This window comes from Flagellimonas algicola (assembly GCF_005937185.1).
GTDB classification, from domain to species: Bacteria; Bacteroidota; Bacteroidia; order Flavobacteriales; family Flavobacteriaceae; genus Flagellimonas; species Flagellimonas algicola.
This window is the reverse complement of record NZ_VCNI01000001.1, coordinates 783214-809153: the sequence shown is the minus strand read 5'-3', so window position 1 is coordinate 809153 and position 25940 is coordinate 783214. Positions and strand designations below refer to the sequence as shown.

Genomic DNA, 25940 nt, shown 5'->3' with positions numbered 1-25940 from the left:
TTTTTTGTTAAAACTATGGCTATTTGGCAAAATAGTGCAATTAAAGTATCGAAAAAAGCAAATTTTTAGGAGAATCCTAGTACTTTGATGGATTAGATTTGTCTTCATGTTGCATCATTCGGATGCTAATGGATTAAAAATTTTTGGACAAACCTCTAAGCTAGCTATTACATGAAAGACAATAATTTGGTCTTTAAGGCTGTATTATTATCTGTAATTCTTATTGCAATACCATTGTTACCCTTCAAAGGAGATGCCCATTGGCTGTTGGACTTTTTTGGAAAATTCCACCCATTGATTGTGCATATACCCATAGGGGCCCTACTGTGTCTTTTTATCCTTGAAATAATTGTTCCCAAATCCCATATGGGCCACATTCGTGGAGTGGTGCTAAAGTTCATTGTTATCACTGCAATACCTGCTGTGTTGGCCGGAACTTTGTTAGCTGGAACAGGAAGCTATGGTAGTGATGTTTTCACACTTCACAAATGGTTTGGGGTGGCAACTGCAGTGTTAAGTATTTGGCTGTATGTACTTCACAAGAGGAATTTGCCCAATAAAATAGGCAAGTATTCCATATACCAATGGACCCTGTTTATAAATGTAATACTGCTTAGTGTTGCAGGCCATTATGGAGGTTCCCTGACACACGGCTCTGATTATTTGACCAAAAGTCTTCCGCAAGAAGTACGTACATTTTTTGGTGATGATCCCTATGCCCTAAAGGGCTTGGTGGCCATGAATAATTCTAAGGTGGACAAAACACTTAGTACCTACGATTTCGGACGGGATCTCCACCCGGTAATCGAAAAGTATTGCGTACAATGCCATGGTCCAGAAGAACAAAAAGCTGGTTTGCGGTTGGACAGCATCAATCCAGATTTAATCAAAGGACCGGATGCAGCAACATGGCGGGGTATGCTGGACATGATCAATAGTGGAGAAATGCCCCCAGAGGATGAGGAGCAACTTACGGATGAAGAACGCCGTATGTTGGTGGATTGGATTACCGCTTCGGTGCAGAATGCCATTAAGATCAAAAAATCAAGTCAGGCAGCTGTAATCCGCAGATTGACCAAAAAACAATATACCAATTCACTCAATGAGTTATTGAAAGTTTCGGTGGATTTTGGGGATGTGTTGCCAGATGATGAAAAATCCGAGATGGGATTCAGTAATAACGGGCATGAACTGCAAACTTCACCCCTACATATAGAATACTACAAAAAAATTGCACGAGAGGCCCTTGACAAGGCCATTGTTACAACGGAAAAGCCATCCGCTACCTATTATCGGATTAAGTTTGGAAAAGGCATAGGAGAAGAGTTGCCCGCAGCAATGATTGGAGGATACCAAAGTGCACCCATCAATTCGGACGATTTCATTGTTGATATTTTGGATGGAAACGGTTTGCCCATTCAGCCTAAAGACAGTGTTGAGGAAGCGTACATTACAGAAGTCAAAAAGAATGTTGGGGTAGGGATGCGTGGTTCCCATGCAGACCGCTACGAGGTAGTGGAAGATGGTGTGATCCTTTATTCTGCATTACCGCATAAAGAAGTAAGCCCAAAATCATGGCAGGGCCCTTCACCCAATTTGAAGCTTTTGGTCAAGGACTATTTTCCCATGGATGGGGATTTTGAATTTCGGGTGAAAGCCTCCAAAGGGTATCAGGAACATGTTAAAAAAGAGGGATTGATCAGTCTCCGCACAGCTGTTCCAGCAGAACCTATGGAGAGCACTATAACCTTGGGTGATAGGGCATTTAAGGATAAGAGAAACCTAATCAAAAAGGGAAAATATTTGGTCTCAGAGGATTTGACCAATTATAGTTTTGCCAGAACCACCTTTGTCGCCCCAAAAACGGGCTATTACCAAATCGACTTTACCCATCCTTATGCCGCTCAAGATGGAATGCCTTCCATAGGGCTTAGATTGGACCAGTTTCGTTTGCAGGAACGACTGCACTTGGTAAAACCTGAAGATGGTCAAATGGACATGGTAACCCCATTGACCTTGGCATATCTGGAAGAAGGAAAACACAACTTGGAGATAGGGGGACGATTTTTTGTAGGTTTTGGAAAACTAATTATCACCCCTTATCCGGATGATCATCCTGTGTCCCTCCAATTGGATAGTGAAGAAGAAGAGAGCAAACGGAAGTACGATTTAGCTGCCCCAATAATGCGGGTGTTTGCGGGAACACGTACCGATGATGGCATTGACTACAAGAATTTTGATGATTTCAGAAACGTTATTAACGCAGACCAACCAAGACAATATATTTTTAAGGGCAGATTGGAAGATCTTCCTATTCCGGTGATTGATACTTTGGAAACCGAAATTTTGGCCAATATCATGGGGATGGGGGTTTGGAATGATTACCTGGTGAAGGACAATCGTGATTCGGGGCCACCGCTTTTAGTTCACGAAATTGAGTTTGAAGCCCCCTACCATCCGGTTTGGCCTCCAAAAAGTCATTCGGACATATTTTTTGATTCCCTGGATAAAGCTGATAAGGAAAAGTACACCTCGCAAGTACTTTCCAGCTTTATGGAGAAGGCATTCAGAAAACCCTTGGTAAAAGGAGAAGTGGAAACGTATATGGAATTTTGGAGAGCTATCAAGGAAGACTATGATCGTTATGAAGATGGAGTTAAGGAGGTGTTGGTTGCCATACTCTGTTCCCCCAACTTCATCTATTTGGCGGAACCTGAAAAAGGCACTTCTGATGATGAGCGTGAATTCTTCTTGGCTTCCCGCTTGTCCTATTTCCTATGGGATTCCCCACCAGACCAAGAATTGTTGGCACTGGCAGACAGGGGCAGGCTCCATAAAAAGAAGGAGTTGAAAAAGCAGGTGCGGCGAATGTTGCAGGACGACAAAATCTGGGAAATGGTGCGAAATTTTTCCAAAGAATGGCTGCGACTGGATCGCCATGAAACCATGAGCACCAACGTGAACGAATATGAAGCTTTTAGCCGATTTGTAAAACGGGATATGTCTGAGGAGACTTATCATTTTGTACATCATGTGCTCAATTGCAACATGTACATTGGTAACCTAATAGAATCAGACTTTGCCATGCTGAACCAGAATTTGGCTGAGTTTTATGGGATAGAAGGAGTAAAGGGAAACCATTTTAGACCTGTCAGTTTACCTCCCAATTCCAAAAGGGGGGGGTTGCTTTCCCAAGGTTCTTTTTTAAGTGGACATTCGGATGGAACGCAAGCGCATCCTATTAAAAGGGCAGTTTGGCTTCGCTCTCGAATATTAGGGGACAGGCCGCCAGACCCACCACCAAATGTACCGGAACTAGACCCCGAGACCCCTGGTTTTGAAAAAATGACTTTAAAGGAACAGTTGTTCCTGCATCGAAACAAGGTGTCCTGCATGGATTGCCATCAGAAGATTGATCCTTTTGGAATTGTATTCGAAAACTACAATGCGGTAGGACTTTTTCAAACAATTTCCAACAACGGAAATCCCATAGATGTAAAAACAGAACTACCTGATGGTAAGGTAGTTGATGGAATTGACGAAATAAAAGCGTATATTTTAAATGAGAAAATAGACGACTTTACACGTTCCTTGGTAAAACACCTGTTCTCCTATGCGGTAGGACGTGATGTGACCTTTGTGGACGAACCTGAAATTGAATCGATTGTAAGTGCCGTGCGTGAAGACGGATATCGGTTTCAATCGGTATTTGAACATATTATAACAAGTAAATCGTTTATTGGTGATTTTTAAAGACTAGATTATGGCTCGAAAATCTTGGCATTTAGATCGAAGAACATTTCTCAAAGGATTGGGTGTTAGTTGCATGATTCCCTACATGGAAGCCATGGGGATGGGAAGTATGATGAAAACTACCAACACCAGCAGTGAAGCCATGAAGAGGTTGTGCTTTGTGTATTTTCCCAATGGCGTGGGACTACCTCCGGTAGAGAGTTCCTATCATAAGAAATGGAGCTGGTTCCCAATGGGAGAAGGAGTAGATTATAAGGTTACACAGTCGCTGATGCCCTTGGCAGGTCACCGAGAAAACATGTCAATACTTGGCGGATTGAGCCATCCACGAAGTAGGGCGTTGCTCGGTCATTTAGCTGGAGATACCTGGCTGACAGGGGGTGATGTACGCGGAAGCGAATACATGAACAGTATTTCCGTGGATCAATTGGTGGCCCAGAAATTTAGTAAGCATACACGGTATCCTTATTTGGCCCTTTCCACAGATGGTGGAATTGGATACAAATCAAGGGTTTCTACGTTATCTTTTGATCTGTCTGGAAAACCTATCCCTTCAGAGCACCGTCACCGCGAAATCTTTGAGCGCTATTTTGCCCCTGGCGGCGGCGCAACTACCCAGGCCCGAAGAAAGAGTATTCAACAAGACAAGAAAATCGTTGACTTGATTTTAGAGGATAGTAAGCGATTGCATAGACGGCTTGGTAAGCATGACCAGACCAAAATGGACGAATACATGCATTCCTTGAGCACGGTTGAGGAGCAGGTGAAGCGCAACGAACAGTGGTTGGATATACCCATGAAGGATTTCGATACTGGTCATATCAATTTCAACGCTGATGTGAAAGTAGATCCAGAGGCTTATATCAAAACCACCTTTGATCTTATGGTCTTGGGCATGGAAGTGGATTTGACCCGTGTTATGACCTATATGATGGCCCGTGAAGATGGGCTTGGTTTGGGAGAAAACTTCCCAAAATTGGCTTTGGGCCTAAGCAAAGGGCACCACACTATAAGTCATGACCTTGCTACCGGACATTGGGAAGAGTGGGGCCGCTATGATCAGTGGTTATCCAAACAGTTTGCCTACTTCCTTGATCGAATGAAAAACACCCATGACGAGCATGGTTCCCTATTGGATAATACCATGATTCTTTATGGAAGTGCGTGCAGCACAACCCACAATGCCGTAAACTACCCCTTGGTCTTGGCCGGAGGAGCCAATATGGGCTTAAAGCATGGGTCGTACGAGAAATTTGGTGAGGAACCCATGTCCAATCTCTTTGTAAGCATGTTAAATACCTTGGGCATCGAATCTGAAAGTTTCTCGGATAGTACAGGCGAGTTGCATTCTAAAATTTGGTAGACTGAGACAACACCCATTCCAATCCTAAATCAGTATTGTACGGTGTTTTAAATATGGAATAGGCTAGAAGGTCTTATTAATTGATGTTACATTCAAGCCAAGGACTACTCCCCAAGCGTAACTTCAATTGGAAATCCGGTAAATTGTGTAGCTCCATCCATAGTTACATCAACTTCCCGTGGCCAGCATTCAAACACGACATTGTTTTCATCCTTGTTGAATCTGATGAGACCGTACCCTGCACCATTGGAAGGACTTTCTGGGTTGACATAGGCAAACATGGTAATCTTATTGTGAAATCCATCCAGGTATCTTCCATTCCACGGCAACACGCCATTTGAGTTTTCCCCTGCCTTTTCATCCTTTGGCCACCACCATCTGCTGTAATAATTGTTTACAATAGCAGGGACTACAAAAGCCCAGGGACCATCCTCAAATTCGTCAATACCATGATGTATGACCGTTGCCAGATGTTGATCTCCTGCTATATGAACCGCATTGGCATCTTTAATGGCCCTTAGCGCTCTATTTCTACCATCTTGCGGCCATCCATTCGAATCCAAATCAGCATGAAGACGGTTATCAGGATTTCCATGGATATGTGCTCCACCGCAAAATCCGGTCTGGGATAATACCACTTTCATTGTACCCTCACTTTCCATCCCCCAATTGGTCAAGAATTGTAGTTGTCGACCTCCCAACAACTCTAATCCCTCCAAATTTATGCTCTGGGGGTCATAATTAGGGTTATTCACATGGTCAGGTCTTGGTCCCATTTGGGGAATTTTACCTTTTGGACCGGATTTAAACTTTCTATCCTCAATGATAGCAAAGTCCACTCCTCCCAAAATTAGATTGGTGTAGTAAACACCAATGCCTTGTTTTATTGGAGTAGGGTCATAGGGGTCGGGCAAATGTCCCGTTTGGCATCTCTCAACCATTTTTACGTATTCAGGATGATAAAAGTATCCCCCATCATTGCCGGCATCCGAAGATGCTTTTTTGCCATATTCCCCCCAAATGTTTCCCTGACCAATATCATGATCATCCGGTATGGTAATACAGGGGCGATTCCTGAATACATCCCTAAACTGAATTCCAAATTTTAACCAGGCCGCGGTGTGTTGGATGTGATCATAGGATTGGTCACCTGCAAAAAATACGAGATCTGGATTTTGGTGATTTATATTCCGCACATAGTTGTTTCTGTCTCCTCTGTCTTGATTACTGTTACAGGAAAGGGCAGCCAAAACAATTTCATTTTTGTCCTTAGGGTCTTTTCTGATCAGACCTTGAAAAGAAGCTTTTTCTCCATGTAAAATTCTATAAGGTGTGTCTTTGCTATCATCCCAATTATCCAAACGGAATAAGGCGGACCAGCCAATATCGTTGATATTTTGTATTTGAATTTCTTGCCACTCGCCATCTTTTTGGATTTCCAGCCGAACCTCTCTGGTTTCATCCGGATAAAGGGGAAACAACTGCGCGGTAAGTTTAAGGATTTTGTTGTGCATGGTGTAAATTCCAAATGCCACAACATCCTCTCTTTTCACTTTAAGGTCAATAATTTCATTGGGCTTCCTATTCCACCAGTCATTTATGGATAGGGAATCCTCCGTTGAAAATGGAGCTACCACAGGGGAGGCGGCAGTTTCTTTTTTTGGATTTTTTGTTCCGTTGGCACATCCAAGTAAGAAGAAAATAAGGACAAGTGATGGATAAAAGAGATTTTTCATTTTTAAGTTCTGGTTGATTTAGATTGGTTTAGAACTAAAATACTTAAATAGCTTGGTATGTAAAACTTCGGACGTAGTTAGCAACAAACTTTATTAGATGAGTTACAGAATCTTTTAACCATCTACGAAAAGAACACTTGGAAAAATAGCGTATGGGGTTATCCCAAAAACTTGGCCTGTAGTTCTGGGGTTGGAATCATGCAGGCGTCCTTGCGACCAAACCAACGGTATCGGTTTTTGGCTACTAGGTTATAGATAGCATCACGAATAATTCTAGGAACCCAGCTAAAGATTACCAAACCTTTCCAAAGCCCGCCAAATTCCTGTACGATACGCAGCGCCGCATCCGATTTTACAAAATAGGCAATACCAGGTTCTATTAAAATGATGGAATCCACTTTGGACGTATTAATGCCGCGTTCAGCAATAAGTTTTTCCCCAATTTCGCTTTGCAGGGCTGCATAGCGGAAAACATCTTTTTTATCCCTTTTGATAATAAATTGGACGGCTCCGTTACAGAGGTTGCAGACCCCATCGAATAGGATTAGTTTTTTATTGTCTTCCACAATGCAAAGATACGATAGGTGTCAGGAACTTAAAATAAAGAGGGCGGATGGATTAATTTGTTGCCCTACGTTCATTGGTGATTTTCCAAATACCATCGAGTTTAAAAATGGTAATAAAAGAAGTACTGTTTTGTGAAGGAATGTCGATTCGGACAATAGCCAGTTTGTCGTGGTACAAATCTATGGACAACAATTGGGTGAAATCTATATGCTCGGTTTTGGGATTTTGAAGTAGCCCTTCTTTGGAAACAATGGTCAATTTCCCTTCAGTGTCAATCGTTATGGAATCCCATTCTGGATGTAGAATCTCTGAAAGAACTTGGGTGTCCGCAATGGAAAGCGCTTTAAAATAAGCATGAAGAAGCATTTCCACAGCATGATAGGACTCCGAAGTAGGAGAAAGGTTGGCCGCTTCCCTTACTGGTACCCACAATTTGTCCATGATGATCCATCCTTCATCCAGTTTGTACAAATAAAAACAAGTAGAACTTCTGCTAGGGGCCTTATTGATTCGTACAAAGGCCAAGTTGTCATTGGCCATCCCCACATGAGCAAATACTCTTTCGCTGGCATAACCATGGTAGGGGCCATGGTCTTTGACCATATTAACAAAATTGTTTTTATCCGCTATATGTAAAGTAGCCTCATTGGGTGTCCCTGTATCCCTCATCTGCCATTCCTTATGGAAAACCGTATTAAGTAATTCCGCCTTCCCCAGTTCAACACCTTCATAATATTGGGCCATTACACCATAAATAGCAGAAAGATCTTCTGAGTTCCGCATAAGATTGTCCGGATGAAAAATAAAACTGGGGTCTAAGGTTTCATTTGGGGCCTGAGGTTGCGAATTAGCATCTATGGATGCAAAAAAGGCGAATCCGAAGAGTAGAAATCCGAGTCGTTTCATTTTATAGGATTGAAGAGTTCTTAGCGTAATGTTTCTCAATAAATTCAGCACTGGTTTCCCAATTCTGTTGAAGAAGTCTGTAGGCCTTGGACTTATTTCCAACTTCCAAAGCTTGTATGATCTTTAAATGGGTTTCACTGGATTTTTTATGGTTTTTGGAGTTCATATATTCCAATTCATAAAAGAACACCCGAATCTTTAAGTCACGGAGAATATTTGCTGTGACCCTGTTCTCATAATTTGAAATGAGTATTTCATGAAATTCAAGGTCAAATCGAGCAGCTTCCTCATTGCTGATCGCATTCTCAAATTTGGTTTGAATTTGCTTAAGTCTAATGAGAAGTTCCGAATCCAGTTTAGATTGTTCAAGAGCTAATTTTTCCAAGGCGTAGATAGCTGGATAAATATCTTGGGCTTCTTTGGCGCTGAGAGCAGGAACAAAAAAACCACGATTGGGTATGGTCTCAACAATACCAGCGCGCGATAATTGGGACAATGCTTCCCTGATTGGGGTGACACTGACTTCCAAGTCTTTGGAAATATCTACCAAGGAAAGTTTTTCACCGTTTTGTAGAGAACCACTTAGCAGTTGTTCTTGAAGCCAACTACCAATTTGATCGCGCAATATAATTTTCTGAAGCATAGCTTAAAAATAATATATCGTATACGATATGAAAAAAGATTAACACATGTTTATGTTTTAATCGAGCACTTGAGAAGTCGGACTAACCTGAAATTGACCGTTAATTCAGAATGGAACCCTGCTTAACTTTTAATACGATTGACTGATTAACATCCTTGATATTCACGAGTGGATTTTTATCCAATACCAAAAAACTGGCTTCATAACCGTCTTTTAAAAAACTCACCTTTCTATGGGGAAGGGTAGTGGTGGCCGAATTCTCGCACCACATCTTGAGCAATTCCAAGTTACTATACACTTCCAAACTATGCAATAACTGGAACTCTTCCACGGAATTGTCGTTGTACATATCTGAACCAACAGCTACAATTACTCCGGCCTGTTTTAGTGTTTCCAGATTAGACCTAATATTATCCACCAAGGCTTGGTAGTTATCCCTTTCCTTGTTTTTCGTAACCAAGGAAGCCGTAGTTACTACCACTGTTCCCTGTTTAGCGGCCAAGTTTGCATCCTTTGGGTCAATAGGTTGACCATTATGGATTTCTGGGAGGTGCGCAATCTCGTCCACCCCGGATGAAACGGCCACATGGAAATCATGGGATGTGGCCACATGCGCACTGACCCGCAGGTTGCTGTTATGCGCTTTGGCCACAATTGCTGGCACCAATTTGGGATCAAGACCTTTTTTGCCAAAATAGGCGGTGTCGTTTTTACGTTTTTGAAATTCTTCGGAATACAGGAGGTTGATTTTTATAAAATCTGGCTGAAATGAGAGAATCCGTTGCCACTTACTTTCCAAATCCGCTTCAGTGTCAATGATAAAATAGCCGTGTGTTTCAATTTCTTCCAGGGTATTAAAAAGCCCATCAAAATAGCCATATTCCAAGTATCGTTTTCTTAGCGCAATCGGATGCCCTCCGGTTCCGGTTAAGGGGGCGTGGGCCAAGCTCACATCTATTCCGGTGGGTTTGTTATAAAAATGTATTAAGGAATCCATCCGCTTTTTTATGGAGGACAAATGCTTCACATAAAACACTCCATTGTCCAAGTAGGAGTTAATTCGTTCTTCCAATTCATAGTCACTCTCTAAATTGTGGTTATGCGCCTCGGCAAAAGGTGGAATTACATATTTACCCTCTAGGTCAATAATGGTATCACTTAGTACGGTCTTCTCATTAAAACTTAGGGTGCCATCTTTGATCCATACAGTTTTTTCCTCAAAATCGCTGCCATTGAACCAATAACCGTTGGATAGTTGCATCTGCACATGTACTGGGTTATCAGGTTTACAAGCAATTATAACAGAAGCCAATAAAAGTGCAAGGAGAAGCTTTTTCATCATGGGCTGGTTTAACTAAAGACTGAATTCGCAAAGCAATGTGGCATTGATGAATCAGGTAAACCCAGTTTAAATAAAAAAGTTCAACAAACAAAATAGATTTATACCCCCAAGAACAAGCTCGAACCATATACCCTGGACAATTTGCTTGTTAGGTTGACCGTCAACTGCGATACCGGTGAATCTACCTATGGCAAAACCTAAGAAAATAAGAGTGGCCACTACAAATGAAGTGAAGGTAAAACTATGGATAAAGATTCCCAGCACCGCCAAGATGCCACCAAAAAGCATTACTGCACTTACGCCTCTCATTTCATTTAAGAGGTCTACATCTTTATCCAAAGTAATTCCAGAATTCTTTAAATAGGTTTTAATGGGGTTGCTTAAGCGCATCGCACCCACAAAAATCAACATTAAACCTGATAGCGACAGAATAACTACTTTAGTAATCTCCATTTTTAATTTGTTTTAATTAATACTGAAGCAAAACTAAAATAGGGTTGTGACACAGGTGTGTCAGGGGTAGTTTTTACTTTTGTATATATTCCTCAAAAAATTGCTGCATGGTCATATTATGTGGGATAAAAGTTTCGTTGAAGGGAACAAGTTTCTCAATAAAATCGATTCTAAAAACCCTAAAATCATTCCGAAGTCGGCAAAAGGCAATAAGCAAAAAATTACCATTGATACTATAGATGGCAAAGGGTTCTATAGTCCGTTTGGTTCGTTTTTTTTCCGAAGAGCAATAGTCTATTTCCAAGACTTGAAAATTGATGAGGGCAGCTTGTATCTGCATGAGGTTGTTGCTGTATTTCTCCACTTTCTGTCCTGTACCAAAGTAAATTCGTTGTGCCAATAAATCGGCATTTCCTTTTTGGGAATAGCGTAAAATGGCCTTTATTTTTTCCAAGGCACTGTACACATTTTCGGTGAGGGATTGGTCTTTATTGGTTCGTGCCAACTGCTCCATGGTGATTAAGGCATTGGCTTCCTCCTCGCTAAAGAGTACCGGGGGGAGGTGATAGCCTTCCATAATGGAAAAGCCCTTGCCTTCTTCGGTTATGATAGGAATCCCGGATTTCTCCAGCGTACGGATATCCCGGTATATGGTTCGAACACTCACATTATGTTTCGCTGCTAAATAGGTAGCCGTTACAATTCTTTTGGACTGTAATTGGGTAATTATAGCCGTTAGGCGGGAAAGTCTTGGTTTTTCTTTTTCTTCCATTTTTACAAATTCCGCAAATCACTCCGCTTCCCATGATATCTTTCTAGTACCACAATGGAGTTGCGACTTGGGTTATTTGGCATCCACATCCGATCTTTTTCCAAAATACCACATCAAAAATCCCCCAGTAATAAACATCCAAATGGAATAGGCTCCAGTTGGAATTCCCATTTCAATATTGTTAAGTATGGATGTGGCAATTACAAAGGCCAGGGTGCCATTTTGTATGCCACTTTCAATTGTAATGGAAATTACGTTTTTTAGATTTAATTTAAACAACTTGGCGGTCATGTATCCCAACCCCATGGTTGCTAAATTCAGTATCAGGGTAACCAGTCCAGCTTCTTTCATGCCTTCCACGAGTTTTTCCGAATTGGCGGCCAATACGGCAATAAAAACCAGAATAAAAATTACTGTTGAGGCAATCCGCATGGGTCTTTCCATACGTTTAGCAAATTCCGTCCTACGTCTTCGTATGAACATCCCAATTGAAATGGGGATCACCGTGATTCCCATAATCTGTATGATTGTATCCATTATGGGTAGTTTAATTGCAATATCCGTAGTACTGCCAAAATAGGCCAGGGCGTAGGAAAGGATAAAGGGAATGGTCAAGATGCTTACAAAACTGGCAATGGCGGTAAGAGTTACTGACAGTGCGATATTCCCCTTGCACACCTGTGTTATTAAATTACTCGTTGGCCCTCCCGGGCAGGAAGCAAGAATCATCAGTCCTATGGCCGTAACCGGATTTAATTCAAAAATGATGGCCAACGCAAATCCAATTAAGGGTAAAAACAATAATTGGTTGGTAAGCCCAAGCAAAATAGCCTTGGGATATTTAATGATTCGGGTAAAATCGGCGGGAACCAAAGTCATTCCCATACCCAACATTATAATGGCAAGAGATAAGGGTAAGAATACCTTGCCCACAAGTTCGGCTGCGGTCATATGTATTGGTTATTGGTATGCGTTAGTGGCAGCAAAAGCTACGTTTGATGGTTATTGGCTTTGAAGATACTATTTATTGGTACGTATCCAAAAAAGAGAACACCACCTTCCACGTTTCGTCAACATTGCTGCCTACTCTTGAGGCCACTAACATAGAAGAACCATGCACGCCATGTTGGGGCACAAAGGTTTTATGACCATGGGTCTTGGCCAATTCCGATTGCAATTTTGAGGTTTCCCGCTCCATTTCATGGGGAGGTCTTAGAAGTAGTAGTGGTATTTTTATGGTTTCGAAATGCGCATTTGGTAGGCAATCCTTCATCGAATTACCAGATGCCGGTGAAAATGCCAACACCGCACGGATATCTTGCTGTCTGTTGTTGGCCAGATGTATACCAAGCGAAGCACTGTAACTACTTCCCCAAACAATTTTATCTCCCGTAAACCCGGAGTCTATAATAAAATCCAAAGCACTTTCCAGATTGTTGTAGGCATCGCAATACCCGTATCCATCTCCAAAACCATTGGTGGGAATGTTGGCAAGGGTGCGGTTGTAATTCCCGTAAAATTGTCCGCCCACGCGTTGGTCTATTGCTAAAATGTTGTAGCCTTTTTGAATTAAAGTTGGGATGATAGGTTCATATTCCCCCCGTGCATTGGACCCTCCTTGATGGAAAAGCAGAATGGTTTTCCCGTGTTTGTCCAATTCATATAAATCACCGAAGATTTGGATGCTATCCGGAGTATAAAAACTGATTTCCCTGCTGAGTTCAGGTTCGGTTACTGTTTCTTGTTTCACTTCTTTTCTACAAGAGCCCATTAGAAGCAACGCGCCTATTACGGTGATGGACCAAGTTCTCATGATCTATTGTATTTTGATGATGTCATACAAGATACAACTAAACCCCGTAAAGCAATTTAGTCCTTAGGAAGTGATGGAGGGAACGGCCTTTTATGCTATCAAAATAGCTGACGCTAAAACAACCTACCCCATTCAAGATAGCCAGAAACATCGTTGAGAATGAATACCAGCCCAAGCAGCAGGGCTATAATGGCAAGAATTGTTTTACCCAGTTTATCTAATCGTGCCATGTACTCCCAGAATTTTCTAGACGGTTTTAAATCCATTTCGGTATCATCGTCGGTAGGGTCGTATTCTGAATAATACCTGCCATGAAACAGCCATATCAAAAATAAAAGGATAAGAATAAGACCTGGGACCATACAAACTTAACTTACTTGCCAGGGCAATTTAATAGTTTTCAAATAATCCGAGAACACAAAAGACAAGCTGCTCCCGCAAAGCGCAAGACCATACAGGAGCAGGAATATCTATTTATTGGACTTTTTAATATACTTGAAGTGTTTTATCATCTTACCAAAATCCTTGTCCTTTTTTCGTTTTTCGGCAATAGTGGAATCAAAATGTACTTGCTCCCGTTTCAATTTCAGGTAGTTTTCATAAGCTGATTTATCTATATCACCACTTTCTACCGCTTGGGTTACGGCACAACCTGTTTCCACGGTATGAGTGCAATCCTTGAATTTACAATGTGCTGCTAGATCTAGTATATCTTCAAAGGTTTTATCCAAACCATTCGAAACATCTGGAAGTCCAACTTCCCTCATCCCTGGATTGTCAATCAGAATTCCGCCATTTTCCAAAACCACCAATTCCCTATGGGTGGTGGTATGCCGTCCCTTTTTGGAATAGTCGCTGACCTTCTTGGTCTCCATCAGCCGTTTTTGGGATAAGGCATTGACCAAGGTCGATTTCCCAACACCGGAGGATCCCAAAAGGCAGTAAGTTTTTCCGACTTCAATTATCTCTCTGACTCTTTTAAGACCTTGTGTCGTGGAGGCACTTATTCCAAGTACCGGAATTTCTTCAAATCTATTTTTAAGCTGTCCCATTAACTCCGATAGTCTGTCTTCAGCCACCAAATCCATCTTGTTAAGTATGATTATGGGTTGAATACAGGAAGAATGGCATAGGGTGAGATACCGTTCCATTCGATTAAGACTAAAGTCTTCATCCACGGAAAGTACAATAAAGGCAAAGTCAATATTAGTGGCAATGATTTGAATGTCCGCCGTAACTCCGACTGCCTTTCTGGACAATACTGAGAAACGGGGCAAAACTTTGTGGATAATGGCACTATGGGTGTCAAAAACCATGAGAGCCACCCAATCCCCAACAGCCGGAAAGTCTGCACGCCCTGCTGCCGTATACCTTAGGTTTCCTGTAATTTCTGCTTCAAATTCCCCTTTTTCGGACTGTACAAGATATCTTTCCTTATGTTCTGTGATTACACGTCCAATTTCAAGCCCTTCGAGTCCAATGTCTAGACTATTTTTGATTTCATTATTATAGCCCAATGCTTCTAATTTCATATCATATTTGTTTTGCTTTGATCGTTACCGGTGCCCGAGTGCCCAAACAATAGAGTAGGGTCAAGCTAATGCGGATAACCATCAAAAAAATGTTTGTAAAATGTAAATAGGTGATTTTGCCTCAGGTGATGACCTGAAGTGGAGGGGTGATAGTCAATCGAGTAACGGACTATCTTATTTTACAATATCCAAATATGAAATTTGTGTAGTGGACATAAAGTCTGATATGATGTAAAATTAGGGAATATTTCTTCCATTTGGAAGTCTTAATGATTAGATAGGCCCTTTGCACCTGGATTGAGCAAGGCGAAGTACTCTTGATGAGTCGATTTTCCATTTTCCTGTTTACCCGTCTGAGTTTACTAGGGGTTTAAATCCACCATAGACCATTCTGCTGGCATCAAAAATCAATTTTTTAGGATTGACCAATGGTCCAACTAAGTCTGCCATTCTTTGATCTTGAGGAACTTTTTTGTTGGCAAGGTCACGTACTTCTTTGGATGGAAAAACCACCCAACCAAACACAATTTCCTCGTCTTCTTTGGTGCCCACAGCTTCCATAAAAGACTTGGTGCCTTCCAATTTCATGTCGTCCCCAACAAATTCAAAGTAGGCAGTTGCCCCGAATTCTTTCCAAATTTCAGCGACTTTTTCTGCCACATTTTGATATTCTTCCAAATAAATACTTCGAATTGGAAAAACAAAGCCGTCTATATAGTTTGTCATGGTATATTTTGTTTTGGATTGTAAATTCAACACCGTTTTAACTATTTAAATCTTGCCTTTCAGTTACTTTTAGTATGACCAATATGAAGAACCGCACTCGATAAAATGGACAGGTATATCCTTAACGAACTTGCCCAACCAATCCGCACAGAATTTCATACCGTATTCCTCCGAATTGATATGCCCAATGAAAACAACCGCTTTTTTTCTTCCTTGTAAAACCGCGTCCCTGGCATATTCATAGGTTTCCCACTGAGGCACCTCCCCGGCGACTACAACATCAACATTGGGGTCCTGCAGTTGGCTAATATGGACTTGGCTACCGGATGATCCTGGTATATACATTACATTGGATAGATCCATTTCTGGGTCTCCAATCACATGAAAATTGTTTTCAGGAAACGTAGTCTTCAATTTTTTTAAAAGACTCATCAATGTGATGTTGGGAAAAGAAAACTTGTACGGATTGTCATTGGCCCTATGGTCTTCCCAGTCCAATTTTTCCGTAATTCCAGTAACAATTCCATCAAACGGAATGCGATGAATATAGTCGTGGAAACGCCAAACTACCAACTTATGGTCATTTATAAATTTCTTTTTTTCAAGAAAAACCGAATCCTTTTGAAATTGTGCCGTTTCATCCAAGTGGTTGTAATACAAAGGTTCATGAACAATGATAAGATTACAGTTTTTCTTCACCGCTTTTCTTAAAACATCCATGGTGGCAAACATACAGGTTGCTATACCGGTAATTTCCGTTTCCGGGTTTCCTTCTTTAATAATATCTACGGTGTTGGGTACCTCTGTAGCAGCTGTTTCTTTTATTATGCTTTCAATGAGTTGTTCTGCAGTATTGGCAGATTGGGTGGAACCGTTTTGACTCCAAAGAACTATGGGCAATGCACATAGCAAAAGGTTGAAAAGTAATTTCATTTTTTTGTTTTGAATCGGTTGTTGCTGATTATTGGTCTATATCCCCAATTTACCACATTTTACGTAGTTGGTAGGTTCTAGCATACTTACAATGTATTGGCCCACAAGATACACCTGATTTGACCCGGTGAATTGATTCTGCGGGAGCGCAGTGTTAAGCTCATTTCCCTAACTTCAATATTCGAAATGCACCCTGGATTACCAAAACAAAAACGATGGTCCCAATGATTAGGTCAGGTTTGTTTGAATGTAACCAATTTACCAAAAGTCCTGCTATGACCACCCCCAAGTTGATGATCACATCGTTGGAGGTGAAAATCATGCTCGCTTTCATATGTGCCTCCTCCTTGCTTTTTGACTTTTGCAAAATGTAAAGGCAAATTCCGTTTGCAATTAAGGCCAAAACGGAAACAATGATCATGGTGGAAAAGTCCGGTAGCTCCTCTGCTCCAAAAAAGCGTCTCAGCACTTCCATAAATCCGATAACTGCGAGAGTGATTTGAAAATACCCCGCAATTTTGGCTATCCGTTTCTTTCTGGTCAATGTCCCGCCCACAGCCAACTGGCTGATACCGTAAACAAAACTATCGGCGAGCATATCCAAACTATCTGCAACAAGTCCCATGGATTTTGAAATCAGCCCAGTTGTCATTTCAATAAGGAAAAAGGAAAAATTTATGGCAAGGACGGTCCAGAGCAACCTTTTCTGGGCCTTATTTTCTTCAAATTCGGTTTGGAGGGTTGGTTCGGTAGCGATTTTCTTTCCGTCCAGATTCAGTTGTAAAATGGACTGTTCTATAGCGTGGGCCGGTCCGCTATGAAAAATAGTCAATTTTCGGTTGGGAATGTCAAAGTCCAGATGGGCAATACCTGAAATTTCGTCCAATTTTAATCGGATTAGATTTTCCTCTGAAGGACAATCCATTTTGGAAATCTCAAATACGGTTTTGTTCATTCAGTTGTATGGATTTCTTTGTGTTGACCGCAACAGTCTGGGCTATGATTTCTTTTGGACTGTTGTAAAATTAATTAATTCACAGGTTACTCCTAGGTTTGGCTTGGCAAAGCACAGACAACTATGGGAGCGGGGTTAGCGAATATATTTTATCATCTCAATTCGTACTTGTCTTTAATAAACTCATACCAATTGCTTGAGAATTGTTCTTCTGTTAGGTTAAGAGTCTTTTTTAGGTCTCCGTAAGATGCAACCAGTTCAATTAATTTGTCCCTACCGTATGTTTCAAAGATGTACTCGATCAGGGTATAACCGCAGGTATATATCTTTTGACCGGCAGAACGATTGTTTAATTCCGAAATTTGGGGAAAATTACCGTTGTCAAAATACGCCAAGGTTTTAGGCTCATAAAATTGCTCGGCCTCATAAACACTTAACCCTTCCCAAAGCCATACCGGAAAAGTTAGAAATTTCTCATCAAACCGTTTGGAATCCAAAGGTTTAGGTTCTCTGTCAATGAGCAGTTTAAGAACCACAGCATGAACAAATTCGTGCACGGCAATTTTAGAAATCTCAGTATCCAGCCAAGCATTTTCCATAAAATGAAGTTTAGCTATTCCCTCAATACTCCCCGAAGCGCCCCAATGCCCTGTAGCTTGAAAATATCTCCATCTTTGGGCGTAGATGTTCACTTCAATGCGCTCGGCAGGAGTTGTCCTTAGATTGCTGCTTACCCTTGAATAACTAACTTCCAATGCTTTTGAGAGTCCTACAACGCTGAGGGAATCAATACCGCTGCTATAGTGGAAATTAAAATGTGTTGTTTTAAATTCTTTTCGGTTTTCAGGGATATTTGCAACAATTGATAGAACCAGAATCAGTAGAGCAATGGTTACAATGATGTACTTCAGTTTTTTCATGGGGTAGGTCACCTTTTTGATTACAACGGGTTGTTGATATCCACAAGTTACCCCTTTTTAAATTGAAATTTTTCTCCCGTATGGAACTATGAAACAGTTGGAAATGGATAGTTAAAAATTGAAAGCCATTAGTTGACAGCTGACGGTTTACACTTGTTGGAATTTGGCGCTTCTGATTTGGGTTCTCGACTGCCTGCCTGTCGGCAGACACGGTGCTCGAACTGACAGTTGGATAGTTGGAAACTTCGACTGCCAGTCCTCGGCACGAGACTTCGGGAGGCGGGCGCTCAGTACAGGTTTTTGGAATTTGCTGCTTGGAGTTTTAAGTCTAACGTCCAACATCCAACATCCAACATCCAGCATCCAGCGTCTTGGGTCTTGGGTCTTCCCTCTTGCTTCTCGACTGAGCTCGAACTGACAGTTGGATTGTTGGAAACTTCGACTGCCAGTCCTCGGTACGAGACTTCGGGAGGCAGGCGCTCAGTACAGGTTTTTGGAATTTGCTGCTTGGAGTTTTAAGTCTAACGTCCAACATCTAACATCTAACATCTAACATCTTGCATCCAGCATCCAGCATCTAGCGTCTTGAGTCTTGAGTCTTGAGTCTTGAGCTTTGAACTTGAACTTGTTCTTTCCTAGAGCTTGAACTCCGCCATCACGGGATAATGATCTGACAATCCGTGCGTCTCCTTTTGATTGAAGATTTTAAAGCTGGTACAAGAATTTCCCAGCTCTGGGTTTGCCAATATGTAGTCAATTCGCACCCTGTTTTCTGCAATGGATTTGTCGGTATGGTTGTATTTTCCAATTAGGGCAGGAGTGGGAAAGGTGTGGCCTTGGGTAACCAAGTCGACCTTGTTCAATGCCAAATCCACTGCCGGGAGGGCCAGAAATTCGGCAATAGTTGAATAGTCAAAATTCCCGTTCCTTAGGTTGGAGTGTTTGGCATCGGCAGCTTTGGGGCGGTATTTTTCCCGTAGCACATCGTTATTTTCCAAGGCTTGAGCATCAAAGGGGGAAGTGGCATTGAAATCCCCGAGAATAACGAAGTTATCAGGTTGACTTTCCTGTATGCGCTGGGTGATCATTTGGGCTTCGTGCAGTCTAAATGCTGCATCGGCAGGGGAGAGGTGGACGACGTAAAAGTCTATTCCATACGTCTGGCAGTGCAACAGGCCGTGCCAAAATCCTTCTACTTTTCGTTCTTTTAGTTGAATGGGTCGATTGGATGTAAGGGCGGTTGGGTAGCCTTCCGTTTTAAGCAATTGCACATACGAATGTCCCCATTGCAATGCATCCTCTTTGAGCATCTCTTCCGTGTAGCCACACAATTCCTGAAGGGCCAAGACATCTGGTTTTTGGCTCTTGATCCAATCAATGCATTGGGCTTTTCTCTCCGTGTCCTTTCCCCACTCAAAGCCGTTCCAGATGTTATAGCTCATCACTTTTAGGTTTTGTACTTCGCTTTGGTTTTGCTGCGCAAAACAACTGAAGGAAAGTAAAATAATAAGGAGAAGGGACAGGGGGAAAGTTGGGTTTCGGTTCATTGGGTTGGGTATGAAGTGAGCAACGTGGGTAATCCCAACTAAGTTCGTTCAATTAAGCCGTACAACCAAGTGCTGCATAAAAAAGTGGGTGGGCTACCTAGTCAATCTTCTGGAATTTTTGGGAATAACCTTCGTTGGAAATAAAGTTTAAAACCAGGGTTTCATCCTGCCATTCGAAGCTTATGGTGGCGATGTTTGGATTTTCGCAATTGGTGGTAATCGTCAAGTTTTCAAGATCAAACTTGCCTGCGGTTCTAATTTCTTCGGAATAGGGGTCGCATAAAGAGGTATTGGTGCTTACGGTGCCGTTACTTTTAAACTGAATGGTCTTTTCACTTTTCACAGAACGGAACTCAGCACTGCCATCCCCTGGGTCGGCCTTAATTTGAATCAGTTTCCAGGTTCCCACAATATCGCTTTCGGCATAAATGTCATCATTGCTACAGGAAAGCACCAAAATGATTGCAAAAGCTAGGGTAGCAATTCTTTTCATATGGTTGATTTCTTTTTAGACGTCATTTAGGGAATGGGTTGCTTCTTTTTCTTACCAAGACGTAGAAACCGGTATAATATTCTCTTAGGGCCACTGCCCGTCCAACATCATCCACCTCAAAAGTAATCAGGTCATAAGGCCATTGCTCAATCCAGAATTTGTTATTGCCTAAATAAGTCATGGGGTAGCAGGTATCGCCCATACAATAAGCTAGATTTCCATTTTCATCTATTTTGACTTGAATGGTTCTTTCAATTTTGGAATCATACCCTAAATAGGATCCACTGTAGTTTGAGGGATTGTTCAAAGTTTGCGTTTGGATGGTGTCCGTAGAAATACTGTCGCCCAAATATACAGCGGCAAATTCCCCAAAAATCTTTCTGGCACTGGTAGGAGTGTTATCTGTATTGGTGAACACTACAAAGGTCATGTCCCGTTCTGGGAAATACACCATAATGGCATAGGTGGATTTATGCCCTCCTGTATGGCCAATGATCCTTTCCCCAAAGAGCTCCCCGTTGCGTACACCTAGGCCGTAACCCGTTTCAATACCATCTGTAAGTATTCTTGGGGTTGCCATTTCTTGAAAGGAAGCGCTGTCAATGAACTTTCCGGAACTCCATTGCCTTGGGAATTGTGCCAACATAATGGAAGTTGCCGTTAAACCTCCATCCCCTTTTATCCAAGGCCAGTGCGGGTAGGGGATGAACCGGGTACCTTTCTTTTCCCAATAAGGGGACATATCAGGCAGAGTGGCTGCTTCTTCGATAAGTCTTAAATCCATGCTATCGGATTTGTTGATTACCCTATCAAACTCCTGTTGCAGACTCCGTTGACTTATGCGTTCCACGATCATTCCCATCAATAGAAAACCTGAGTTACAGTAGCTATAGTTGGAGCCGGGTTCAAAAATCAAATCATTTGCTTTAAAAAAGGTATAGAAGTCCTGTTTGTTTGGAATTGCCCCGGTCCTCACATATGTGGAATCAATCTCGGTAGCATATTCAGGTAATCCCGATGTATGGCTGATCAGATGCTCCAAGGTGATTTTTTTCCCTTGTTCGGGATTTGGAAAATCGGGCAGGAGTTCGATAAGGTTTTGATCAAGGGAAAGCTTGCCTTCTTCCACAAGTTTCATCACCAAGGTGGAACCTAACAACTTGGAGATGGATGCAATCTTAAAGCGGGTGGAGTTGGTAACTGGCTGGGTTCGTGTTGTGTCGGTAAAACCAAATCCGCGGTTAAACAGGGTATCATTCCCCTTCATGATAGCTACCGAAAAACCAACAACTCCTCCACCTTCCAAAATGGATTTACCCAAGGAATCCAGTTTGGATACCATAAGATTCAGATCTTGACTAGGTTTTTCTGGTGAAGGCTTGCATTGCGTCAAACCAACAATGCAGACGATAAGCAACCCATAAAACAATTTGATGGTCAATATTCTCATAATCAGCAAATAATACCAAAAGTTAAGGTATTTTCTTCAATTGCTTTTTGAGCTGAAATTTCATTAGGCGAGGCGGTATCTGCCCACTTTATTGTTGATCGGTCAGTGCCGGTACAATGTACTCGTTTACCAATTCATCTGTGTAGTTATGTGCATTTCTATTTCCGTAGTTGGTAGTTGTAATAACCATAACCGCATTTAATTCGGGAATGGCCAACAGTTTCTGCCCTCCGTTCCCTGACATATGGTAGGAGTAATGCTGCTGATTTTCACCAAAACTTCTTAGCCAAAACAAGTAACCGTATTCCACTCCATCCCTTACCCTAACTTTGGGAGTGGTCGCCTTTTGTAGCCAGGCAGCTGGAATGATTTCTTGGCCATTCCATACCCCTTTATTTAAGCAGAGTTGAATAAGCTTCAATAGATCTCTGCTTTTGTATTCGCTTCCCCCTGCGGTGTTTAAAACTCCCTCCGGGGTGTAATGCAGGACATAATCTTCGAACCCCAACGGATCTAAAAGGTTTTGCTTTGCAAATTGGTCTGCTGGCATGCCCACCGCACGCTGTACTATATCAGCCATCGCAGCAGCCCCCGCCGAACAATAACTGAAAGCTCTGCCATAGGGTTGGTCTTCGGGTTTTGGCTCAAAGGGGTACGCTCTAACGGGCAAGTCCACTAAAAAGCCGGTCCAGTCCTCGATAACATACATGCGCTCTTCATTGCCTCGGGAGTAACTATTAAAATCATTGCATTCCAAAATGGAACTCATACTGAGCAAATCTTCTAGGGTAATCCCTGACTTGCGATCATCCGGGTTTTTCACTGGGGTCTTGTGTCCAAGATATTTGAATATTTTATCCTTTTCGGATTGGATGTACCCCTGTTTAATGGCAATCCCAGTAAGCAGGGTAGCCATGGTCTTGGTAGCAGAGCGCGTATTATGTTTCGAATTTGAATCTGCGCCGTTGTAATAATTTTCAAAAAGGAGTTCGCCATTTTGCGCAACCAAAACACTGGTTATTCGTTCGTATTTTCCAGATTTAATGGTGCTGTCCATTTTGGACAAAAGCGGGTGGGAAGTTCCACTGGGAGAAGTAAAATCCAACTGTGAACAAGCGTTTTGGATTGAGAACAGGTAAACAAAAAAGACTACAATTAGTTTATTCATGATTTGATTGTTTTTTGAGCCGTCAATGTACCATGGAAATTGCCATCAAAATAGAACAGATTTAACATTGGGTCAAATCATCTGTTTCCGAAAAGCGCTGGGAGTGTTGTTCATATAGGCTTTAAAGGTGCGGGTAAAATGGCTTTGGTCCGAAAAACCCAATTGATATGTAATTGTCGTCAATGAATTGGAAGGATCCAGCAAAAGGGGGATAGCTTTTTTGATTTTCTGTTGTCTTATATATTCTCCAAGACTCATGGACAGATATTTTGAGGCCGCTCTAGAGATATGTACAGGATGGATATTTAGCTCAGAAGATAAATAATCAAGACTAAGCGAGGAACTGTCATAATGCAGTAATTCTTTTAAGCCATCTACCCATATGGGATTGTCCAGGGTGTTTATTTCTTTTTGGTTACCCAAAGCTTCACAGATTTGAAGCAATAAAACCTCAACAGACACTTCACTATAGTCATCTGAAAGTACGAATTCGCGATATAATCTGGCGAAAAGAACATGTAATTGTGGGTTTTCAATGAGTTGGCTACCTTCCAAGAGATGCAATGGGATTCCGTTTGTTTTGAGCCAATCCACCTCAAACTCCAGATGGAAGCCACTGGCTTTGTCGGAGTGTTTGGACCCATAGTGGGCTTCTTGCCAATTATTGAACATTAAGCTACCGGAAGGGCAGAGTGTTTGCACTCTGGTATTGCTATCCTTCATGTTTCCATGCAGTACATACATAAAGTATGGGTTTTCATGGTAATGCCAGTCCGTTTTATCTCCCGTATAGGTATACTGCGACAACAAAACCCCATTAAAGGATACTTCTGAGTTTGGACTTCCGTAATATTTTCCCTTGGTTAGAATTTTCATTTACTAGAGCATGCAACTAACGAAAACTATCTTGTCCCGTTTTATGAGCTATATCTGCCGCGAACGAATTTCGGCTAATTTTCTTTCAAAATCAAGACCAAAGACTCTGTAGCTAGAAAAAGAAATCGAAGCTTATAGCGCTAGTCCTTATAGGGTGTTCAAAAATGTAGTGAGATCCATATCCTTATCCAAGTCCAATTTCTTTTTGAGTCGGTATTTGGATTTTAGGATACTATCCGGGAGCACGTTCAACGTTGCTGCAATCTCTTTGGTAGTCAAATTCATCCGTAAAAAGGCAGCCAACCGGATTTCCTTTTCTGAAATGTCTGGATACAGTGTTTTGAGCTTTTGGTCAAAGTCGTTATGCACTTCAGAGAAATAGGACTTAAACACTTCCCAATCCTTGTCAGAGGCGTTTTGCTTTTTAAGAAGCATCACAATCCGGCGGAACTCCACCTTAAATTTTTCCGGGGAGTTTTTAAGGTTTTCCAGATTCTCTTTGAGTTCTTGGATAAAGGTGTTTTTTTGAACTAAATGAAGAGTTTGACTGGCCAGTTCCTTTTGTTTGTGTTCGATTTCCTTTTTATAGATTTCTTCTTGTTTTTCTCGAGCAATCCGGTTCTTTTTGATGCGCTGTCGGAAACCAAAAACCATTAATCCTGAAAGGGCTATGGCAGAGGTCATACCCCCAGCGTAGAGTCCCTTTTGCAGATTGTCCGCCCTTGCTTTTTCATTTAAAGTGTTTATTTCTTCTTCTTGCAGGGCGATTTCATTCTCTCTCTTTTCTGACTCATAGAATTCCCGCATACTGGCAATTTCTTTTTCTTTCTCAATGGTAAAAATGGAGTCTTTTGCGGTAATATACTCTTGATATACTTGTACGGAACTTGCATTTTTGTTGTTGGCATGCAGTGCCTTGGCATGGGTCTTCAAAATATTCAAATAGGCATCAGATATACCTCGTTCTTTTTCTTCCTTATAAACAATGGAAGTTTCTTTTAATGCAAGCTCGTTCTCGCCCAACTCTATATAAGTCTGGGCAAGATATCGCCTATTCATGTTTTCCAGTATTTTATTATCAACAATTTGGGATTCTTTTATAGCTGTGTTCAAAGTGGCTATGGCTTGATTGTATTCTTTGTTCAAATAGTATGCGTAGCCTAAGTGCGACTTCCCGTATAGGGCGCCATTTTTATCACCTTCTTCTTCCAAAATGGTAATTCCTTCTGGAATTTTTTGCAAAGCAGGTTTATGATTGCCATTCTCAATTTCAGAAACAGAAAGGCTAATTATACTTGCGGCATACATCCCCAAATCTTCGGCTTTTATAAACCCATCCGCTGCCTCTTGGTAATATTTTACAGCAAGTTCATAATCTCCATTGGATGTGTATGCATTTGCCAAAGTAAATAAAAGACCACTTTCACGGTGAATATCCCGGCTGGCCTTTACAAAAGGTCTTGACTCAATAAGAAGTTCTATTGACTTTGTAATGTTACCAATTCTTCTATATGAACTCGCTAATCGGATTCGGCTAATAGCAATTTCACTGCTATCATTAGCATATTCTGCCCAATAAATGGCTCTATTGTAAACGGGAATGAGACTATCGATTATACCAATTCTGGAATACGCATAACCTAATTCCCTCAAAAGACGATTTGTAACCAAGGGATGATTTTTTCCATTGAGTTCCAATCCTCTTTTTGCATATGAAATGTGTTCTTCATTATTTCCTACAAAATCAAGAACATTGCATATTTCAAAGAATGTCTGGGCTAAGACAGAATCATTTTGATCCTTCTTTGATTCTGATATCGCCTTTTCAAAATAGGAATTACAATCTAATTTTTTTTCATTAATACATTTTTTTCCTTGTTCTATTAATGACCCTTGTTTAGCAGGGAGGTTGTAAATTACCTTTTGAGAATTTAGGTAATTGACTAAAAGAAAGCAAGCCAGAACTGTGGATTTTATTTTCATGGGAGGTTG

General features: G+C 41.4%; 23 protein-coding genes. 2 read left to right on the top strand and 21 right to left on the bottom strand.

The window, feature by feature from the left end:
* Positions 1 to 171 precede the first annotated feature (171 nt).
* Together FGG15_RS03555 and FGG15_RS03550 are read left to right on the top strand one after the other, a co-directional pair.
* Positions 172 to 3753, top strand: coding sequence for a DUF1592 domain-containing protein (locus FGG15_RS03555; protein WP_138833280.1), 3582 nt, complete (start codon positions 172 to 174; stop codon positions 3751 to 3753).
* 10 nt (positions 3754 to 3763) lie between these two features.
* A complete protein-coding gene (locus FGG15_RS03550; protein ID WP_138833277.1) occupies positions 3764 to 5116 on the top strand; it encodes a DUF1552 domain-containing protein in 1353 nt (450 codons plus the stop codon).
* 104 nt (positions 5117 to 5220) lie between these two features.
* Here the strand turns inward: FGG15_RS03550 and FGG15_RS03545 are convergent, their stop codons facing one another.
* The 21 genes from FGG15_RS03545 to FGG15_RS03445 all read right to left on the bottom strand — a co-directional run bounded on the left by FGG15_RS03545 (position 5221) and on the right by FGG15_RS03445 (position 25601).
* Positions 5221 to 6852, bottom strand: coding sequence for an alkaline phosphatase D family protein (locus FGG15_RS03545; RefSeq protein WP_138833276.1), 1632 nt, complete (start codon positions 6850 to 6852; stop codon positions 5221 to 5223).
* Between the two features lie 158 nt (positions 6853 to 7010).
* Positions 7011 to 7418, bottom strand: coding sequence for a thiol-disulfide oxidoreductase DCC family protein (locus tag FGG15_RS03540; RefSeq protein WP_138833273.1), 408 nt, complete (start codon positions 7416 to 7418; stop codon positions 7011 to 7013).
* A gap of 52 nt (positions 7419 to 7470) precedes the next feature.
* Positions 7471 to 8325, bottom strand: a complete 855-nt coding sequence (locus tag FGG15_RS03535; protein ID WP_138833271.1) for a nuclear transport factor 2 family protein — start codon at positions 8323 to 8325, stop codon at positions 7471 to 7473.
* Position 8326: 1 nt separating this feature from the next.
* Positions 8327 to 8968, bottom strand: a complete 642-nt coding sequence (locus FGG15_RS03530; RefSeq protein WP_138833269.1) for a GntR family transcriptional regulator — start codon at positions 8966 to 8968, stop codon at positions 8327 to 8329.
* A 100-nt stretch (positions 8969 to 9068) separates the two neighbouring features.
* Positions 9069 to 10307, bottom strand: coding sequence for an amidohydrolase family protein (locus FGG15_RS03525; RefSeq protein WP_237561736.1), 1239 nt, complete (start codon positions 10305 to 10307; stop codon positions 9069 to 9071).
* Positions 10308 to 10376: 69 nt separating this feature from the next.
* A complete protein-coding gene (locus FGG15_RS03520; RefSeq protein ID WP_138833264.1) occupies positions 10377 to 10763 on the bottom strand; it encodes a DUF4345 domain-containing protein in 387 nt (128 codons plus the stop codon).
* Between the two features lie 73 nt (positions 10764 to 10836).
* The gene (locus FGG15_RS03515; protein ID WP_138833262.1) at positions 10837 to 11535 is read right to left on the bottom strand and encodes a helix-turn-helix transcriptional regulator; all 699 of its coding nucleotides are present in this window, start codon (positions 11533 to 11535) and stop codon (positions 10837 to 10839) included.
* 72 nt (positions 11536 to 11607) lie between these two features.
* Positions 11608 to 12486, bottom strand: coding sequence for a bile acid:sodium symporter family protein (locus FGG15_RS03510; RefSeq protein WP_138833259.1), 879 nt, complete (start codon positions 12484 to 12486; stop codon positions 11608 to 11610).
* 73 nt (positions 12487 to 12559) lie between these two features.
* The gene (locus FGG15_RS03505) at positions 12560 to 13348 is read right to left on the bottom strand and encodes an alpha/beta hydrolase (RefSeq protein WP_138833257.1); all 789 of its coding nucleotides are present in this window, start codon (positions 13346 to 13348) and stop codon (positions 12560 to 12562) included.
* Positions 13349 to 13461: 113 nt separating this feature from the next.
* Positions 13462 to 13710, bottom strand: coding sequence for a hypothetical protein (locus FGG15_RS03500; protein ID WP_138833255.1), 249 nt, complete (start codon positions 13708 to 13710; stop codon positions 13462 to 13464).
* A gap of 108 nt (positions 13711 to 13818) precedes the next feature.
* A complete protein-coding gene (rsgA, locus tag FGG15_RS03495; protein WP_138833253.1) occupies positions 13819 to 14880 on the bottom strand; it encodes a ribosome small subunit-dependent GTPase A in 1062 nt (353 codons plus the stop codon).
* A gap of 345 nt (positions 14881 to 15225) precedes the next feature.
* On the bottom strand, positions 15226 to 15606 hold the full coding sequence (locus FGG15_RS03490) for a DUF1428 domain-containing protein (RefSeq protein ID WP_138833251.1): 381 nt from the start codon (positions 15604 to 15606) through the stop codon (positions 15226 to 15228).
* A gap of 69 nt (positions 15607 to 15675) precedes the next feature.
* On the bottom strand, positions 15676 to 16539 hold the full coding sequence (locus FGG15_RS03485) for a Nif3-like dinuclear metal center hexameric protein (protein WP_138833248.1): 864 nt from the start codon (positions 16537 to 16539) through the stop codon (positions 15676 to 15678).
* 160 nt (positions 16540 to 16699) lie between these two features.
* Positions 16700 to 17494, bottom strand: a complete 795-nt coding sequence (locus FGG15_RS03480) for a cation efflux transmembrane domain-containing protein (protein WP_138833247.1) — start codon at positions 17492 to 17494, stop codon at positions 16700 to 16702.
* A gap of 152 nt (positions 17495 to 17646) precedes the next feature.
* Positions 17647 to 18414: a hypothetical protein gene (locus FGG15_RS03475; RefSeq protein ID WP_138833246.1), complete on the bottom strand. Its 768-nt coding sequence runs from the start codon at positions 18412 to 18414 to the stop codon at positions 17647 to 17649.
* Between the two features lie 635 nt (positions 18415 to 19049).
* Positions 19050 to 19856: an endonuclease/exonuclease/phosphatase family protein gene (locus tag FGG15_RS03470; RefSeq protein ID WP_161991915.1), complete on the bottom strand. Its 807-nt coding sequence runs from the start codon at positions 19854 to 19856 to the stop codon at positions 19050 to 19052.
* Between the two features lie 202 nt (positions 19857 to 20058).
* Positions 20059 to 20454, bottom strand: a complete 396-nt coding sequence (locus FGG15_RS03465; RefSeq protein WP_138833244.1) for a lipocalin family protein — start codon at positions 20452 to 20454, stop codon at positions 20059 to 20061.
* A 22-nt stretch (positions 20455 to 20476) separates the two neighbouring features.
* Positions 20477 to 21904 carry a serine hydrolase domain-containing protein gene (locus FGG15_RS03460; protein ID WP_138833243.1) on the bottom strand — a complete coding sequence of 476 codons (1428 nt, stop codon included), beginning with the start codon at positions 21902 to 21904 and terminating at the stop codon, positions 20477 to 20479.
* A gap of 88 nt (positions 21905 to 21992) precedes the next feature.
* Positions 21993 to 23072, bottom strand: coding sequence for a serine hydrolase domain-containing protein (locus FGG15_RS03455; RefSeq protein WP_138833242.1), 1080 nt, complete (start codon positions 23070 to 23072; stop codon positions 21993 to 21995).
* A gap of 72 nt (positions 23073 to 23144) precedes the next feature.
* Complete coding sequence (locus FGG15_RS03450; RefSeq protein ID WP_138833241.1) at positions 23145 to 23948, bottom strand: helix-turn-helix transcriptional regulator; 804 nt, start codon at positions 23946 to 23948, stop codon at positions 23145 to 23147.
* A gap of 147 nt (positions 23949 to 24095) precedes the next feature.
* Entirely contained in the window at positions 24096 to 25601 is a 1506-nt protein-coding gene (locus FGG15_RS03445; protein WP_161991914.1) for a tetratricopeptide repeat protein, read from the bottom strand.
* Positions 25602 to 25940 lie beyond the last annotated feature (339 nt).

What these genes read in the sequence shown, in the direction of transcription:
- FGG15_RS03555 (WP_138833280.1), top strand. Translation starts at nt 172, where the DNA reads ATGAAAGACAATAATTTGGTCTTTAAGGCTGTATTATTATCTGTAATT.
- FGG15_RS03550 (WP_138833277.1), top strand. Translation starts at nt 3,764, where the DNA reads ATGGCTCGAAAATCTTGGCATTTAGATCGAAGAACATTTCTCAAAGGA.
- FGG15_RS03545 (WP_138833276.1), bottom strand. Translation starts at nt 6,852, where the DNA reads ATGAAAAATCTCTTTTATCCATCACTTGTCCTTATTTTCTTCTTACTT.
- FGG15_RS03535 (WP_138833271.1), bottom strand. Translation starts at nt 8,325, where the DNA reads ATGAAACGACTCGGATTTCTACTCTTCGGATTCGCCTTTTTTGCATCC.
- FGG15_RS03530 (WP_138833269.1), bottom strand. Translation starts at nt 8,968, where the DNA reads ATGCTTCAGAAAATTATATTGCGCGATCAAATTGGTAGTTGGCTTCAA.
- FGG15_RS03525 (WP_237561736.1), bottom strand. Translation starts at nt 10,307, where the DNA reads ATGAAAAAGCTTCTCCTTGCACTTTTATTGGCTTCTGTTATAATTGCT.
- FGG15_RS03520 (WP_138833264.1), bottom strand. Translation starts at nt 10,763, where the DNA reads ATGGAGATTACTAAAGTAGTTATTCTGTCGCTATCAGGTTTAATGTTG.
- FGG15_RS03515 (WP_138833262.1), bottom strand. Translation starts at nt 11,535, where the DNA reads ATGGAAGAAAAAGAAAAACCAAGACTTTCCCGCCTAACGGCTATAATT.
- FGG15_RS03510 (WP_138833259.1), bottom strand. Translation starts at nt 12,486, where the DNA reads ATGACCGCAGCCGAACTTGTGGGCAAGGTATTCTTACCCTTATCTCTT.
- FGG15_RS03505 (WP_138833257.1), bottom strand. Translation starts at nt 13,348, where the DNA reads ATGAGAACTTGGTCCATCACCGTAATAGGCGCGTTGCTTCTAATGGGC.
- FGG15_RS03500 (WP_138833255.1), bottom strand. Translation starts at nt 13,710, where the DNA reads ATGGTCCCAGGTCTTATTCTTATCCTTTTATTTTTGATATGGCTGTTT.
- rsgA (WP_138833253.1), bottom strand. Translation starts at nt 14,880, where the DNA reads ATGAAATTAGAAGCATTGGGCTATAATAATGAAATCAAAAATAGTCTA.
- FGG15_RS03490 (WP_138833251.1), bottom strand. Translation starts at nt 15,606, where the DNA reads ATGACAAACTATATAGACGGCTTTGTTTTTCCAATTCGAAGTATTTAT.
- FGG15_RS03485 (WP_138833248.1), bottom strand. Translation starts at nt 16,539, where the DNA reads ATGAAATTACTTTTCAACCTTTTGCTATGTGCATTGCCCATAGTTCTT.
- FGG15_RS03480 (WP_138833247.1), bottom strand. Translation starts at nt 17,494, where the DNA reads ATGAACAAAACCGTATTTGAGATTTCCAAAATGGATTGTCCTTCAGAG.
- FGG15_RS03475 (WP_138833246.1), bottom strand. Translation starts at nt 18,414, where the DNA reads ATGAAAAAACTGAAGTACATCATTGTAACCATTGCTCTACTGATTCTG.
- FGG15_RS03470 (WP_161991915.1), bottom strand. Translation starts at nt 19,856, where the DNA reads ATGAGCTATAACATCTGGAACGGCTTTGAGTGGGGAAAGGACACGGAG.
- FGG15_RS03465 (WP_138833244.1), bottom strand. Translation starts at nt 20,454, where the DNA reads ATGAAAAGAATTGCTACCCTAGCTTTTGCAATCATTTTGGTGCTTTCC.
- FGG15_RS03460 (WP_138833243.1), bottom strand. Translation starts at nt 21,904, where the DNA reads ATGAGAATATTGACCATCAAATTGTTTTATGGGTTGCTTATCGTCTGC.
- FGG15_RS03455 (WP_138833242.1), bottom strand. Translation starts at nt 23,072, where the DNA reads ATGAATAAACTAATTGTAGTCTTTTTTGTTTACCTGTTCTCAATCCAA.
- FGG15_RS03450 (WP_138833241.1), bottom strand. Translation starts at nt 23,948, where the DNA reads ATGAAAATTCTAACCAAGGGAAAATATTACGGAAGTCCAAACTCAGAA.